At 63.5% G+C, this 13,968-nt stretch carries 14 protein-coding genes, 1 other RNA gene and 1 pseudogene; 7 read left to right on the top strand and 9 right to left on the bottom strand.

Annotation, left to right across the window (positions count from 1 at the left end):
• Positions 1-123 precede the first annotated feature (123 nt).
• Positions 124-1,239, top strand: a complete 1,116-nt coding sequence (locus FJ956_RS18515; RefSeq protein WP_140674772.1) for a cystathionine gamma-lyase — start codon at positions 124-126, stop codon at positions 1,237-1,239.
• A 9-nt stretch (positions 1,240-1,248) separates the two neighbouring features.
• Here FJ956_RS18515 and FJ956_RS18510 read toward each other — a convergent pair whose 3' ends face one another.
• Positions 1,249-1,533 carry a type II toxin-antitoxin system RelE/ParE family toxin gene (locus FJ956_RS18510; RefSeq protein ID WP_140674775.1) on the bottom strand — a complete coding sequence of 95 codons (285 nt, stop codon included), beginning with the start codon at positions 1,531-1,533 and terminating at the stop codon, positions 1,249-1,251.
• Here FJ956_RS18510 and FJ956_RS18505 point away from each other — a divergent pair.
• Positions 1,508-1,891, top strand: a pseudogene (locus FJ956_RS18505) (PLP-dependent transferase); the annotation flags it as partial. The gene FJ956_RS18510 and the pseudogene FJ956_RS18505 overlap by 26 nt on opposite strands.
• Positions 1,892-1,900: 9 nt before the next feature.
• Here the strand turns inward: FJ956_RS18505 and FJ956_RS18500 are convergent.
• The 7 genes from FJ956_RS18500 to FJ956_RS18470 all read right to left on the bottom strand — a co-directional run bounded on the left by FJ956_RS18500 (position 1,901) and on the right by FJ956_RS18470 (position 5,872).
• Positions 1,901-2,194, bottom strand: coding sequence for a type II toxin-antitoxin system RelE/ParE family toxin (locus FJ956_RS18500; protein ID WP_140674778.1), 294 nt, complete (start codon positions 2,192-2,194; stop codon positions 1,901-1,903).
• On the bottom strand, positions 2,191-2,475 hold the full coding sequence (locus FJ956_RS18495) for a type II toxin-antitoxin system ParD family antitoxin (protein ID WP_140674781.1): 285 nt from the start codon (positions 2,473-2,475) through the stop codon (positions 2,191-2,193). Before FJ956_RS18495 ends, FJ956_RS18500 begins: the two co-directional genes overlap by 4 nt.
• Before the next feature lie 156 nt (positions 2,476-2,631).
• Positions 2,632-3,028: RNase P RNA component class A (gene rnpB, locus FJ956_RS18490), an RNA gene on the bottom strand.
• A gap of 126 nt (positions 3,029-3,154) precedes the next feature.
• The gene (locus tag FJ956_RS18485) at positions 3,155-3,856 is read right to left on the bottom strand and encodes a lytic transglycosylase domain-containing protein (protein WP_140674784.1); all 702 of its coding nucleotides are present in this window, start codon (positions 3,854-3,856) and stop codon (positions 3,155-3,157) included.
• A gap of 185 nt (positions 3,857-4,041) precedes the next feature.
• Positions 4,042-4,809, bottom strand: coding sequence for an N-acetylmuramoyl-L-alanine amidase (locus FJ956_RS18480; protein ID WP_140674787.1), 768 nt, complete (start codon positions 4,807-4,809; stop codon positions 4,042-4,044).
• Entirely contained in the window at positions 4,806-5,525 is a 720-nt protein-coding gene (locus FJ956_RS18475; protein WP_140674791.1) for a DnaJ family molecular chaperone, read from the bottom strand. The genes FJ956_RS18480 and FJ956_RS18475 overlap by 4 nt, the downstream gene beginning before the upstream one ends.
• A gap of 134 nt (positions 5,526-5,659) precedes the next feature.
• Positions 5,660-5,872 carry a hypothetical protein gene (locus tag FJ956_RS18470; protein WP_140674795.1) on the bottom strand — a complete coding sequence of 71 codons (213 nt, stop codon included), beginning with the start codon at positions 5,870-5,872 and terminating at the stop codon, positions 5,660-5,662.
• Positions 5,873-6,048: 176 nt separating this feature from the next.
• Here FJ956_RS18470 and FJ956_RS18465 point away from each other — a divergent pair, with 176 nt between their 5' ends.
• The 5 genes from FJ956_RS18465 to FJ956_RS18445 all read left to right on the top strand — a co-directional run bounded on the left by FJ956_RS18465 (position 6,049) and on the right by FJ956_RS18445 (position 12,399).
• Positions 6,049-9,675: a hydantoinase B/oxoprolinase family protein gene (locus tag FJ956_RS18465; RefSeq protein ID WP_140674797.1), complete on the top strand. Its 3,627-nt coding sequence runs from the start codon at positions 6,049-6,051 to the stop codon at positions 9,673-9,675.
• A 32-nt stretch (positions 9,676-9,707) separates the two neighbouring features.
• Positions 9,708-11,006 (top strand): DUF3419 family protein, encoded by a 1,299-nt coding sequence (locus tag FJ956_RS18460; RefSeq protein ID WP_140674800.1) that lies wholly within the window; start codon positions 9,708-9,710, stop codon positions 11,004-11,006.
• Complete coding sequence (locus tag FJ956_RS18455) at positions 11,003-11,680, top strand: class I SAM-dependent methyltransferase (protein WP_140674803.1); 678 nt, start codon at positions 11,003-11,005, stop codon at positions 11,678-11,680. Before FJ956_RS18460 ends, FJ956_RS18455 begins: the two co-directional genes overlap by 4 nt.
• Before the next feature lie 93 nt (positions 11,681-11,773).
• On the top strand, positions 11,774-12,082 hold the full coding sequence (locus FJ956_RS18450) for a type II toxin-antitoxin system RelE/ParE family toxin (protein WP_140674807.1): 309 nt from the start codon (positions 11,774-11,776) through the stop codon (positions 12,080-12,082).
• An 8-nt stretch (positions 12,083-12,090) separates the two neighbouring features.
• On the top strand, positions 12,091-12,399 hold the full coding sequence (locus FJ956_RS18445) for a HigA family addiction module antitoxin (protein WP_140674810.1): 309 nt from the start codon (positions 12,091-12,093) through the stop codon (positions 12,397-12,399).
• Between the two features lie 36 nt (positions 12,400-12,435).
• Here the strand turns inward: FJ956_RS18445 and FJ956_RS18440 are convergent, their stop codons facing one another.
• Positions 12,436-13,818, bottom strand: a complete 1,383-nt coding sequence (locus tag FJ956_RS18440; protein ID WP_140674877.1) for a serine hydrolase — start codon at positions 13,816-13,818, stop codon at positions 12,436-12,438.
• Between the last annotated feature and the right edge of the window lie 150 nt (positions 13,819-13,968).

The raw sequence follows: 13,968 nt of genomic DNA, 5'->3' as shown, positions 1-13,968 counted from the left end.
TATCGTCTATTAAGCCTAACGAAGCGTTTAGAGCCCTCTGGCCCAAAAAGACGCGGCTTGATGCGCACGGCCGGTGCGCATAGCGTCCGTCGAGGTTTTCTGCCTCAACCAAGGATCGAACTGATGTCCGACACTGCGAAGTCACGCGCCGCGACACTTGCCCATCTGCGCAGCGCCGATTTCGCCAAGGGCGATCCCATCCCCTTGCCGCTGACCATGGCCTCGATCTTCCACGCGCCGGGCGACGCGACGGGCTTCGATCAATATGGCCGCTTCAGCAACCCGACCTGGCATGCGGTCGAGCATGCGCTTGGCCATCTGGAAGATGCGCAATGCGTTGCCTTCCCGTCGGGAATGGCCGCGATTTCAGCTGCTTTTTTCGCGCTCCTCAAATCGGGCGACCGCATCCTCTTGCCGTCGGACGGCTATCACACGACGCGGGCCTTGGCCGAGCGTTTCCTGAAACCGCTCGGCGTCGCCTATGATGTGAGGCCGACGGCAAGCATGCTCGATGGCGGCTTCGCCGGGTACCGGGCGGTCTTCGTCGAAAGTCCGTCGAACCCGCGACTGGACGTTTGCGACATCACCGCCGTCGCCAAGGCCGTCCATGTGCAAGGGGGGACCTTGATCGTCGACAACACGACGATGACGCCCTTCGGACAGCGCCCGCTTGATCTTGGCGCCGACATCGTGGTCTCTGCCGACACCAAGGCGATCAACGGCCATTCGGATGTGCTCTTTGGCCATGTCGCCAGCCGCGATCCGGACATTGTCGCCAGGGTGAAGGATTGGCGCGAGACGGCCGGCGGCATCCCCGGTCCGTTCGAGGCCTGGCTCGTGCATCGCGGCCTCGAAACGCTGGACGTGCGCTTCGACCGCATGTGCTCGTCGGCCGAAACGATCGCGCGCCGCCTGAAGGACCATCGCGCCGTCAGCGGCCTGCGCTTTCCGGGACTCGAAGGCGATGCCTCGCACAATCTGGCGCGTGCCCAGATGGAGCGCTTCGGCTTCCTGATTTCCTTTGAACTCGCCTCCGAAGAACAGGCAGAGGCGTTCATCGACGGCTGTCGGCTTATCGAAGCGGCAACGTCCTTCGGCGGCGTGCACACATCGGCGGAGCGGCGCTCGAAACGCGGCGACGCCGTGCCGCCGGGCTTCGTTCGCCTGGCCATCGGCTGCGAGCCGGTCGAGGAACTCTGGCAGGCGATCGAGGCCTCCCTGGACAAGATTGCAAGCTGAGCAGACCTGTCACGGGTTCACATCATCCGCTTCGATCTTGCGCCGACCGTCTAATACGCGGACGATCCCGATCGCATTGTGACCGACCCGGTACAAGGTAAGGTATTCGCCAACGCCCAGATGGCGGATACCGGGCGCGATATCGTCGCGCGGAGCACCTGAAAAAGGATGCAGGCTGAGCAAGCTCCACCTCCTCTCTATGTCATCCACGAAACGAACCGCGGCATTGGGACTATGGCTGGCGATGTAGTCGCCGATATCTTCGAGAACGCTGGACGTGCGCTTCGACCGCATGTGCTCGTCGGCCGAAACGATCGCGCGCCGCCTGAAGGACCATCGCGCCGTCAGCGGCCTGCGCTTTCCGGGACTCGAAGGCGATGCCTCGCACAATCTGGCGCGTGCCCAGATGGAGCGCTTCGGCTTCCTGATTTCCTTTGAACTCGCCTCCGAAGAACAGGCAGAGGCGTTCATCGACGGCTGTCGGCTTATCGAAGCGGCAACGTCCTTCGGCGGCGTGCACACATCGGCGGAGCGGCGCTCGAAACGCGGCGACGCCGTGCCGCCGGGCTTCGTTCGCCTGGCCATCGGCTGCGAGCCGGTCGAGGAACTCTGGCAGGCGATCGAGGCCTCCCTGGACAAGATTGCAAGCTGAGCAGACCTGTCACGGGTTCACATCATCCGCTTCGATCTTGCGCCGACCGTCTAATACGCGGACGATCCCGATCGCATTGTGACCGACCCGGTACAAGGTAAGGTATTCGCCAACGCCCAGATGGCGGATACCGGGCGCGATATCGTCGCGCGGAGCACCTGAAAAAGGATGCAGGCTGAGCAAGCTCCACCTCCTCTCTATGTCATCCACGAAACGAACCGCGGCATTGGGACTATGGCTGGCGATGTAGTCGCCGATATCTTCGAGATCGACCGCCGCTTGAGGAAGCAGCCGATATCTCACTCTTCGAAGCCTTTGGCTTCAGCCATCTTACGATATTTGGCACGCGCTCGTTCGATGACCGACGGACCGTCGAGGGCCGGTCCGCTGTCGATGCCCTCCTGCACCAGCTTGCGCAACTCCTCGACGCTGTAGCCGAACAGATCGCGCCGCTCCTTCCATTGCCTGAGCGCATCGCGGATCACCTCGCTGGCCGAGGCGTATTCGCCAGCCGCGACGACATCGTCGACCGCCGCCGCCAGTTCCGGCGAAAGCGTGATACTGCGTTTATCGACCTGGCCCATGATGCACTCCTGCTCTTCCCCCAATGGTACGATTTAATCGCACCACCTTCAAGGATACGTTTGACCACGCTGCGGAGGCTGTCTTGCAGAATGCATGAATCAGAAGATTCGCCTGTCGGCGTAACCTCCTGATCCCGTTCAGCTATCGCTACGAAAAATGCCAGCTGGCCTGTAAGCCGGGTTCTGTATGGCCCTCGCCTCGCGGCGAGAACGTGGCGGCCATTCATCTTGGGCGCATGTTGCCATGCGCCTCACGCAACCTACCCGGACGGTGGGCCGGAAACAGCCCTCGAAGGTTTCCCCTCGCACCGCCCCTATTCGGTTTTGCTCCCGGTGGGGTTTGCCCTGCCGCTCCTGTCGCCAGTCGCGCGGTGGGCTCTTACCCCACCCTTTCACCCTTGCCGTGGCCGAAGCCGCGGCGGTTTGCTTTCTGTGGCACTTTCCCTGGGGTCGCCCCCGCCGGCCGTTAGCCGGCACCGTGTCTCCATGGAGCCCGGACTTTCCTCACCCGCAACCTTTCGGTTCTCGCGGGTGCGGCCGCCCAGCCAGCTGGCAAGCGCGTATAAAGGGATTCCCGCCCGAAAACGCAAACGAAAAAGCGCCCGGATGCGCGGCGGGTTGGGACAACGACGTGCATGAAGCAGACACGCATTGCCCAAATCCACTTCGATAGGCCGGCTTAAGCCGGCGAGCCCAGCGCCGCCATCTGCACCTTCACCTTGCTGCAATAGGCGGCCGAAACCGGATTCATCCGCCTGGCGCCGTGACCGGCATTGTATTTCAGGATTGTGCCGCAGGTGGTGCCGCCGCCGAGACCCTGCGCCATCGCAAGATACTTCATGCCGTATTTGATATTGGTGTCGGGATCGAACAGTCCCTTGGTCGAACCGGTATAACCCATCATGCGCGCCGTGGCCGGCTTGATCTGCATGAGGCCGATCTCGCCGGCGCTGCCGACCATGTTCGGCCTGTAGTTGCTTTCGATCTTGATGACGGCTTTGGCCAGCGACACCGGCACGCCGTAGCTTGCGGCATAGCGGGCAACGATCGCCGAATATTGGCCGCCGCCGGCCGCGGCGGGCGCCGCCAGGCCGATCTTGCCGGTGTTGATAGAAGCGGTCGTGGTGAGATCGATCGCCTTTCTGCCGCGTTTGGCACGCTTAGCCGTCGATTTCGCCGCCCTGGTCGCGGCGGCCTTCTGCACCTTGGCCGGAGCTCTCTTGATCTTTGGCGCTTTGCTCGCTGGGGCAGCCTTAGTCGTGGGGGCGACGGCAAGGCCGTTGTCTGGCCTAAGGCTTAAGGGGGAACTGTTTGCCGGACTGAAGGCAAAGCTTATTACTCCGGCAGCAACAGCTGCCGCTACAACGGTCAATTTTTGCATGTAGTCCTGTTCTGTTAGAACCGCGCGAAGAACTTCGCGCAGTTGTGTCAATTCAATATCGGAGCATCCGGGAGGCTAGACGTCCAACGACTTGCGGGAGAGGCATTTGGCGGTGGAATTGGCGGCAATGAAGGCGGCGCAATTCACTTTAAATAACAGTTTGTAATTTACGAGACCTGCCGCGACTATCTGGTCGCAGCGGCCTTTGCGGAAGCCAGGAGCCTCTGCAGCGTACGGATCGTCGAATTGTCCGCCACTCCGTCCACCAGCCGCCGCCGGAAATGCCGCTGGAACGCCGCCACCGCGATTTCCGTCTGCCGGTCGTAAATACCCGACATCTCGACGCCATAGCCATAGAGCGCCAGCATCGACTGCAGCGCCTCGACATCGGCGCCGGTATCGCCGGCCTTGAGTGCGGCGCCGGGCTTCATAGGCGCCGCCGGCACGAGGTGGCCGACGCCCGCCACGAACAGCGCCTTCCACGGAAATTTCTCACCAGGGTCGACCTTGCGGCCCGGGGCCACGTCCGAATGCGCGAGCACCCTTGCCGCGGGGATCGAATAACGGCTCACGATGCCCATGCACAACTCGATCACTGCATCGATCTGTCGCTTCGGGAAGGCCTTGTAGCCCAGCGAATGCCCGGGGTTGACGATCTCGATGCCGACCGAACAGGAGTTGATGTCGGTGCACCCGAGCCAGGAACTCTTGCCGGCATGCCACGCCCGGTCGCTCTCGCGTACCATCTGGACGATGCGGCCGTCCTCATGGACGAGATAATGCGAGGACACTTCGCTCGCCGGATCGCACAGCCACGCCTCGGCGCCGGCCCCGCTTGCCATGCCGGTATAATGCAGCACGATCATGTCGGGTCGAAGCGTCTCGCGGCGCGGACCGAAATTCGGCGACACCCGGACCTCGGCGCCAGGCTGGTCGGGCAGGAACCCGCTCATACGTGTCTGAGGCCCCGCTCGATCATCTCATAGGCGGCGTTGATCGCCGCGACCCTGGTCGTGGCGATCTTGATGAATTCCTGCGGCAAGCCGCGTGCGATCAGCCTGTCGGGATGATTGTCCGAGATGAGCTTGCGGTAGCGTTTCCTGATCTCCTCGAACGGCTTGCCGCGCTCGATGCCCAGAACGACATAAGGGTCGGCGGCGCCGAGATTGACGTGCCGCGACAGGATCGCTTCGTAATGCGCCTCGTCGATCCGGAAGATCTCCGCGATGCGATGCAGGAACTGGCCCTCATGCTCATGAATCAGGCCATCCGCCTTGGCGATATGGAACAGGCCGTCGAGGATATCTTCCAGCATCATGCAGTTGGCATGGCCGGACCCGCAGAGTTGCGCCATGCGCTGGGCATAGATCTCGAAGCCGGCGACGTCCTGCTTGGCGATGTCGTAAAGCCGCGCCACGTTGCGTGTCTCGCTCGGCGGCACTTCGAAGATTTCCTGGAAGGCGCGCACCTCATCCTGGGTGACGATGCCGTCGGCCTTGGCCATCTTGGCCGAGAGCGCGATCATGGCCACGGAGAAGGCCACGCGCCGGCGCAGGTCCGGATCGCCCGAAAACACGGTGCGCACGGCTTCGACGACATCCGCGACGCCCGAGGACGTCGACGACGAAACGCGAGCGATGAAGTCGCCAAGACGGTCCCAAATCGACATGCCGGCTTCATAGTGCGAACCGGGCGGTTCTATCAAGCCGGGACGATGCCGCAGGCGACCCGCGCTGCGCGGGATCGAGGGCGAAAAAGGAAGGCTGGCAAGGCCAGCCTTCCTCGATACTGTCTGTCAGGCTCTTACTGCGCGGGCGCGGCAGGAGCCGGATTTGTTGCCGGAGCCGGTTCAGCAGGCTTCGGAGCGTCGGGCGAAGCCGGCTTCATGGGCTGCTCGTTGGCCGGCGGATTGGTGCTTTGCGTGGTGGTATTGTCGGTGCCGGTGCCACTGTCGCTGCAAGCCGCGACCCCCAGCAGGGCGAGCGCCGAAATAGACGCCAGAATGAGCTTCTTCATGGTATCTCTCCTTCAACAGACGCTCACATTTCGGTGAGCGGTCGCCAGGGAAATGCATCAGCAGGCCCGCCGGTTTCGTAACGTTGCATTTCCATGTGTAACATCAACTTGCGATTGCTGGCGCCGAAATCCCGAACTAACAGAACATACGCTCGAAGATATGATGGATAAGCAAAATGCCGGCAGCCGCGGGAACTGGGAAATGGGACTTCTGGATCGACCGCGGCGGCACCTTCACCGACGTCATCGGCCGTGACCCGCAAGGCCGGCTGCACCCTCGAAAACTTCTGTCCGAAAATCCCGAGGCCTACGCGGACGCCGCCATCCAGGGCATCCGCGACCTGTTGGGGTTGAAGGCCGGCGCCGCCATTTCCGCCGACGCGATCGGCGACGTCAAAATGGGCACGACCGTTGCCACCAATGCGCTGCTCGAGCGCAAGGGCGACCGCGTCCTGCTGCTCATCACCAAGGGTTTTCGCGACGCCTTGCGCATCGCCTACCAGGCGAGGCCGGACATCTTCGCCAAGGAGATCATCCTGCCGGAGCAGCTTTACGAGCGCGTCATCGAGATCGACGAGCGCGTGCGCGCCGACGGCTGCGTCGAGCGCTTGCTCGACATCGCGGCCTGCCGCCCGGCGATCGAGCAGGCCAAGGCCGACGGCATCGACGCGGTCGCCGTCGTCTTCATGCATGCCTGGAAATATCCGGATCACGAAAAGGCCGTGGCAAAAGTCTGCCGCAAGATCGGCTTCAGCCAGATATCGGTCTCTCACGAGGTCTCGCCGCTCATCAAGCTGGTCGGCCGCGGCGACACCACCGTGGTCGACGCCTATCTGTCGCCGATCCTGTCGCGCTATGTGCAACGGGTGGCCGGCGAGCTCGGCGCCGGACCGCGCCTGATGTTCATGATGTCGTCGGGCGGCCTTACCGCCGCCGACCTGTTCCAGGGCAAGGACGCGCTGCTTTCGGGACCGGCCGGCGGGGTCGTCGGCATGGTCGAGACGGCGAAGCTCGCCGGCTTCGAAAAGGTCATCGGCTTCGACATGGGGGGCACCTCGACCGACGTCGCACATTATGACGGCGAATACGAACGCGCCTTCGACACCGAGGTCGCCGGCGTGCGCATCCGCGCGCCGATGATGCGCATCCACACGGTCGCCGCCGGAGGCGGCTCGATCCTGCACTATGAAGCGGGCCGCTTCCGCGTCGGCCCGGATTCCGCCGGCGCCAATCCCGGCCCCGCCGCCTATCGGCGCGGCGGTCCGCTTGCCGTCACCGACGCCAACGTCATGCTCGGCAAATTGCAGCCCGATTTCTTCCCGGCGATCTTTGGCGCGGCCCAGGACCAGCCGCTCGATGTCGGCACGGTTGGCGAAAAATTCGCCGCGCTTGCCGCCGAAATCGGCGACGACCGGACGCCTGAGGCGGCGGCCGAAGGTTTCGTCACCATCGCCGTCGAGAACATGGCCAACGCCATCAAGAAGATCTCGGTGCAGCGCGGCTACGACGTCACCGAGTATCTCCTCAACTGCTTCGGCGGCGCCGGCGGCCAGCATGCCTGCCTGGTCGCCGATGCGCTCGGCATGGAGGCCGTGCTCATCCATCCCTTCTCCGGCTTGCTTTCAGCTTACGGCATCGGCCTCTCGTCGGTCTTCGCCTCGCGCCAGCAGGCGCTGCTGGAGCCGCTCGCGGACGCATCCAGGCCGGCGATCGAAAATCTCATAGCCGCCCTGCGCGGGGTTGTGGTCGCTGAACTTGTGTCTCAGGGCATCGCCGAGAGCGGGATTACCGCCAGGCCGATCCTCCAGATCCGCTACGACGGCACCGACACGGCTCTGCCGGTGAATTTCGAGCACGGCTCGATCTTGCGGGCGAAGGACGATTTCGAGGCCGCGCACAAGGCGCAGTTCGGGTTCGTCTATGAAAACAAGCCGATGATTATCGAGGCTGTAGGGGTGGAGGGCAGCGATGCCGGCGGCGCGGGCCGCGCCGAAACCGAAGCGGAGTTGCAGGATCTTGCCGTTGTTCCTTCCGAGAAGCGGAAAATATTCACCGAAGGCGAATGGCGCGAGGCCGGCGTCTTCCGTCGCGAAGCCCTTGGGCAGGGCAACAAGGTTGCCGGCCCAGCCCTGATCATCGAACCCAACCAGACCAGTGTTGTTGAACCGGGCTGGCAGGCCGAGATCACCGCCAAGGACCATATTCTCCTGCGCCGAACGAGCAAGAAACGACGGCAGGCCGCACTCGGCACCGAGGCCGATCCGGTGATGCTTGAGGTCTTCAACAACCTCTTCATGTCGATCGCGGAGCAGATGGGCGTGACGCTGCAGAACACCGCCTATTCGGTCAACATCAAGGAACGGCTCGATTTTTCCTGCGCCGTGTTCGACCGCCATGGCGCGCTGGTCGCCAATGCGCCGCACATGCCGGTGCATCTCGGCTCCATGGACCGCTCGGTCGAAACCGTCATCCGCCTGAATTCGGGCGACATCCATCCCGGCGACGTCTTCGCCCTCAACGCGCCCTACAATGGCGGAACGCATTTGCCCGACATCACCGTGGTGACGCCTGTCTTCGACGATGCGCGCAAGGAGATACTGTTCTGGGCTGCCTCGCGCGGCCATCACGCCGATGTCGGCGGCACCGCGCCCGGCTCGATGACGCCGCTTGCGACAACGGTCGATGAGGAAGGCGTGCTGTTCGACAATTTCCGCATCGTCGATCGCGGCCGCTTCCGCGAGAGGGAGCTGGAGACGCTGCTGACCGACCACCCCTACCCCGCGCGCAATCCGGCCCAGAACATCGCCGACCTGAAGGCACAGATCGCCGCCAACGAAAAAGGCGTGGCGGAGCTGCGCAAGATGGTCGCGCATTTCGGGCTCGACGTCGTCGAGGCCTATATGGGCCATGTCCAGGACAATGCCGCCGAGAGCGTGCGCCGCGTGATCGAGCGGCTTCCCGACAGCGCGGCATATGAATACCCCACCGACACCGGCCAGGTGATCAAGGTGCAGATCACCGTCGACCGGCAAAAGCGCGAGGCGACGGTCGATTTCACCGGCACCTCGCCTGTCATGAAGAACAATTTCAACGCGCCGGAGCCCGTGGCCCGCGCCGCGGTGCTTTATGCCTTCCGCGTCATGGTCGAGGACATGATCCCGATGAATGCCGGCTGCCTGAGGCCGATCAACATCGTCATCCCCGACGGCTCGATGCTGAAGCCCACCTACCCGGCCGCCGTCGTCGCCGGCAATGTCGAGACCTCGCAGCATGTCACCAATGCGCTGTTCGGCGCGATGGGCGCGATCGCCAACGCGCAAGGCACGATGAACAACCTCACCTTCGGCAACAAGAAATACCAGTATTACGAGACGATCTGCTCCGGCTCGCCGGCCGGCCGGATGAATTCAGGCCGCGGCTTCGCCGGCACCTCCGGCGTGCACACCCACATGACCAATTCGCGCCTCACCGACCCCGAGGTGCTCGAACTGCGCTTTCCCGTCGTATTGGAGGACTTCCACATCCGCGAAGGCTCGGGCGGCAAGGGCAAGTGGAACGCCGGCGACGGCACCAGGCGCACCATCCGCTTCCTCGCAAAGATGGAATGCGCGATCCTGTCCTCCCACCGCAATCGGCCGCCCCAGGGCCTCGACGGCGGCGGCGACGGCGAGGCGGGCTCGACCAAGGTCAGGCGCAATGACGGCTCGGTCGACGTGCTGAAAGCCTGCGACCAGACCACGCTCGATGCCGGCGAGGCCGTCATCGTCACCACGCCGACACCTGGAGCCTTCGGCAAAGCGTGAGATGTGCGTCAACAGGCTGTCACCTGCCTGTCATGCCGCTGCGCTACCCGCTTGCGCCAACGCAAACGGGGAATCACCTTGCCATGTCGGATGTTTCCGGAGAACTCGTTTATCGCCGAGGCAAGGAAGTCGGAAAGGCCGTCTACCAGAACCGCGTATTGTCGAAGGACGGCATTTCCGAGCGGTTGTTCGCCTTCCTGTTCTCCGGCCTCGTCTATCCGCAGATCTGGGAAGACCCGGATGTCGACATGGAGGCCATGCAGCTCGGCGCCGGCCACCGCATCGTCACAATCGCCTCGGGCGGCTGCAACATCCTGGCCTACCTGACCCGCTCGCCGGCCAGGATCGATGCCGTCGATCTCAATGCCGCGCACATCGCGCTGAACCGCATGAAGCTGGAGGCGGTGCGCCACCTGCCGTCGCAGGGCGATCTCTTCCGCTTCTTCGGCGCCGCCGGCACCAGCCACAATTCCGACGCCTATGATCGCTTCATCGCGCCGCATCTCGATGCGGTCAGCCGCCATTACTGGGAGCGCCGCAACTGGCGCGGGCGCCGCCGCATCTCGGTCTTCGACCGCAACTTCTACCAGACCGGCCTGCTCGGCCTCTTCATCGCCATGGGCCATCGCGTCGGCAAGCTGTTCGGTGTCGACCCGGCCGGCATCATGAAGGCCGAGAACATCGGCGAGCAGCGCCGTTTCTTCAACGAGGAGCTGGCGCCCGTTTTCGACAAGAAGCTGTTGCGCTGGGCGACCTCGCGGAAAGCCTCGCTGTTCGGCCTCGGCATCCCGCCGGCCCAGTACGATTCGCTGATCACCTCCGGCGACGGCTCGATGGCGAGCGTGCTCAAGGCGCGCCTGGAAAAGCTCGCCTGCGACTTTCCGCTCAAGAACAATTACTTCGCCTGGCAGGCCTTTGCCCGCCGCTATCCGCAACCCGGTGAGGCGGCGCTGCCCGCCTATCTGGAACAGAACAACTACAAGACGATCCGCGACAACATCGACCGCGTCGCCATCCACCACGCCAACCTGATCAAGTTCCTGGCCGCCAAGGACGCCGGCACCGTCGACCGCTTCGTCCTGCTCGACGCGCAGGACTGGATGACCGACGACCTGCTCAACGCGCTGTGGACCGAGATCACCCGCACGGCTTCGGCCGGCGCCCGCGTCATCTTCCGCACCGCGGCCGAGCCCAGCCTGCTGCCCGGCCGCGTCTCCAGTTCGCTGCTCGACCAGTGGACGTACGAGGCCGACGCCTCGCTCGAATTCTCGGCGAAGGACCGCTCGGCGATCTACGGCGGCTTCCACCTTTATGTGAAGCGCGCCGCATGAGCACGACGGAGCTGCCTGCCGGCCATGCCGAACTGATGGACGGCGTCTATCGCTGGCAGCGCCACATCTATGATCTGACCCGCAAATACTACCTGCTCGGCCGCGACCGCCTGATCGACGGGCTGGACGTGCCGCAAGGCGGCACCGTGCTGGAGCTCGGCTGCGGCACCGGCCGCAACATCGTGCTTGCGGCCCGCCGCTATCCGGACGCCCGCTTCTTCGGTCTCGATATCTCGGCCGAGATGCTGGAAACGGCAAACGCCTCGATGGGCCGTGAAGGCCTAGCAGCAAAGGTCAGCCTGGCGCGCGGCGATGCCACCGATTTCGACGCCAAGGCTCTCTTCGGCATCGAACGCTTCGACCGGGTCTTCGTCTCCTATTCGCTGTCGATGATCCCAGGCTGGGAAAAGACGGTTTCGGCTGCCCTCGCCGCGCTCGCCCCCGGCGGCTCGCTGCATCTCGTCGATTTCGGCCAGCAGGAGGGCCTGCCGCGCTGGTTCAGAACCTTGCTGCGCGGCTGGCTGCGGAAGTTCCATGTCGAGCCGCGCGCCTCTCTGCGCGACGTGCTTGAATCGGAATCCGAGCGCACCGGCGCAACCTTCCGTTTCCGCACGCTTTATCGCGGCTATGCCTGGCTCGGCGTGATCGGATCGCTACCTGATTTCGCAACTTAAAGCCCATCAGCCGGCAGCAGACACGGGCAATAGACCGCGCGATTGCAAAATGACCCAAGGAGTGGTACATTATCACTACCATGGAAGCATGCGATGATCGTCGGATTTAGAGATGGGTGGCTGCAGGCCTTCTTCGTTGACGATACCCACTCCCGCAACATTCCGTCTGATCTGGAAAGCCGCTTGTTCCGCAAGCTCCAGATGATCGATGACGCTGCTACCGACCAGGATTTGCGAGTGCCACCCAGCAACCACTTCGAAAAGTTACGCGGCAATCTCGAAGGCTTTCATTCCATACGGGTCACCATACGGGTCAACAAGCAATGGCGATTGGTTTTCCGCTGGGATGGCGGCCGGGGTGAGGCGTCGGACATCTATCTTGACGACCACAGCTATAGGTGAGGTGAGACATGTTGATGACCGCACGCAAGCCCGCAACGGTTGGCGAAATCCTCACGGAGGAGTTCATGCACCCGCTTGGCTTGACGCAAGCCGCTCTGGCCGAGGCAATGGGTGTCCAGCGCAAGCACGTGAACGAATTGTGCAACGACCGCCGCAGCGTGACGGCAGCGACCGCACTCATTTTGGCGCGGGTGTTCGGCAACAGCCCGGATTTCTGGCTGAACGTCCAACGCCGCAACGATCTTTGGCAGGTCATGAACTCGCCCGATGAGCGGGCGCGTGTGGACCGCGCCAAACCTTTGCCGACCGCCGCATAAGCACGCTTGCGGCGACTGTCGATCACATCCCTCTAGCTAGTGCAGCGCCTTCACCAGCGCTCCCACCATCGTCTGTGGACGATAGCCGAACTTGGCCGGGGTCAGGCCAAGCCGTACCACGACCAGTTGCTCCGAGGGGATGATCGCCACCGTCTGGCCATCATGGCCCTCCATCCAGTAGGTGTCCTTGGGCAGGCCTGCAGCGACGCCCGCGCCGGGATTTCCCTCGTCGCCCGGACCTTCGATCCACAATTGGCCCTTGCCGTAGACTTTCGAGGCCGGCGCCGGCTCGCGCATCCAGTCGACGAAACCGGCAGGCAGGATCTGGTTGCCGTTCCAGGTCCCGCCCTGCATCAGGAACTGGCCGAACCTCGCCCAGTCATGCGCCGTCGCGTAGAGATAGGACGAGCCGACGAAAGTGCCTTGCTCGTCGGTCTCGAGAACGGCGCTATGCATGCCGAGCGGCTCGAACAGCGCCGTGCGCGGCCATGCCAGCGCCTTCGTCTTGTCGCCGATCGCGTCCTGCCACAGCCGCGACAACATCACAGCCGTGCCGCTCGAATAGGAAAACACTTTTCCCACCTCGCCACTCAGCGGCTTGGCCTCGGCGAAGCCTGCCATGTCCGGCTCGAGATAGAGCATGCGCGTCACGTCGGCGACCTCGCCATAATCCTCGTTGAATTCGAGCCCGCTCGACATCGCCATCATGTCGGCAAGGCTGATGGCGGCGCGCCCATCGGCCTTCCACGGCTTGAACAGGCCCTTGTTGTCGATGGCCATCTTGCCGTCCTTGACCAGCGTGCCGACGATCGCGCCATTCACCGTCTTGGTCATCGACCAGCCGAGCAGCGGCGTCTTGGCGGAAAAGCCGTCGCCATAACGCTCGGCGACGACGCGCCCGTTTTTCACCACAACGATCGCTCGCATACCCGTGCCCGCCATGGCGGCATCGTCGACGATCTTCGCGATCTCGGGGTTCTGCGAAGCATCCACCCGTTCGCCGTCGGGCCAAAGCGCGTCCGGCTGCGCCGGCGTGGAGGCCGCCGCGCGCAGCGACGTCTGCCTTGCCTTGCCGGTGTCACCATCGGGAACCGAGGCGCAGCCGACACCGTCGCGCTCGACGGCGACGCTCTTGCCGAGAACCCAGAGCAGGCCCGCCGAAACCAGCCCCCTCTCCTTGTCGACGGAGACCTTCATCAGCCTGAGCAGCGGATGGCCCGGCGCCTGCACGTCGACAGCCAGCACCTCTTTGGCGTCGCGGCCGGCGATGAAGACGTTCGAGCAGACGATCTTGGCCGAATAGCCGGAACCGACGCGGATGAGTTCCGGCGGGGCGAAATAAAGCCAGGCGAAGAGCGCGACCACCGCCAGGATCACAAGGCCAAGCAGCCACTTGATGAACTTCGCGACAGCCCGCATCATTTCCGCCCTTTGGAGTCTCCGGCTCGATTTATGTCATCGATTTGCCGCCATTGCTTCCGCAAAATCATCGGTGCTGTCGAGCGCCGTCAATGGATTATCAACCATGTTCGGCGATCAACTGATTCCATGTCGCCCAAAAGTGCGCAG

Origin of the sequence: Mesorhizobium sp. B2-4-3 (assembly GCF_006442815.1) — a bacterium.
In the GTDB taxonomy this organism is placed as follows: Bacteria; Pseudomonadota; Alphaproteobacteria; order Rhizobiales; family Rhizobiaceae; genus Mesorhizobium.
The sequence above is the reverse complement of the archived record's forward strand: the minus strand, read 5'-3'. Positions and strand labels throughout refer to the sequence as shown.

Excerpts from the sequence above, each read along its gene's own strand:
- FJ956_RS18485 (WP_140674784.1), bottom strand. The coding sequence starts at position 3,856 with ATGCAAAAATTGACCGTTGTAGCGGCAGCTGTTGCTGCCGGAGTAATA.
- FJ956_RS18515 (WP_140674772.1), top strand. The coding sequence starts at position 124 with ATGTCCGACACTGCGAAGTCACGCGCCGCGACACTTGCCCATCTGCGC.
- FJ956_RS18470 (WP_140674795.1), bottom strand. The coding sequence starts at position 5,872 with ATGAAGAAGCTCATTCTGGCGTCTATTTCGGCGCTCGCCCTGCTGGGG.
- FJ956_RS18460 (WP_140674800.1), top strand. The coding sequence starts at position 9,708 with ATGCCGCTGCGCTACCCGCTTGCGCCAACGCAAACGGGGAATCACCTT.
- FJ956_RS18475 (WP_140674791.1), bottom strand. The coding sequence starts at position 5,525 with ATGTCGATTTGGGACCGTCTTGGCGACTTCATCGCTCGCGTTTCGTCG.
- FJ956_RS18495 (WP_140674781.1), bottom strand. The coding sequence starts at position 2,475 with ATGGGCCAGGTCGATAAACGCAGTATCACGCTTTCGCCGGAACTGGCG.
- FJ956_RS18480 (WP_140674787.1), bottom strand. The coding sequence starts at position 4,809 with ATGAGCGGGTTCCTGCCCGACCAGCCTGGCGCCGAGGTCCGGGTGTCG.
- FJ956_RS18465 (WP_140674797.1), top strand. The coding sequence starts at position 6,049 with ATGCCGGCAGCCGCGGGAACTGGGAAATGGGACTTCTGGATCGACCGC.
- FJ956_RS18510 (WP_140674775.1), bottom strand. The coding sequence starts at position 1,533 with ATGCGGTCGAAGCGCACGTCCAGCGTTCTCGAAGATATCGGCGACTAC.
- FJ956_RS18450 (WP_140674807.1), top strand. The coding sequence starts at position 11,774 with ATGATCGTCGGATTTAGAGATGGGTGGCTGCAGGCCTTCTTCGTTGAC.
- FJ956_RS18455 (WP_140674803.1), top strand. The coding sequence starts at position 11,003 with ATGAGCACGACGGAGCTGCCTGCCGGCCATGCCGAACTGATGGACGGC.
- FJ956_RS18445 (WP_140674810.1), top strand. The coding sequence starts at position 12,091 with ATGTTGATGACCGCACGCAAGCCCGCAACGGTTGGCGAAATCCTCACG.
- FJ956_RS18440 (WP_140674877.1), bottom strand. The coding sequence starts at position 13,818 with ATGCGGGCTGTCGCGAAGTTCATCAAGTGGCTGCTTGGCCTTGTGATC.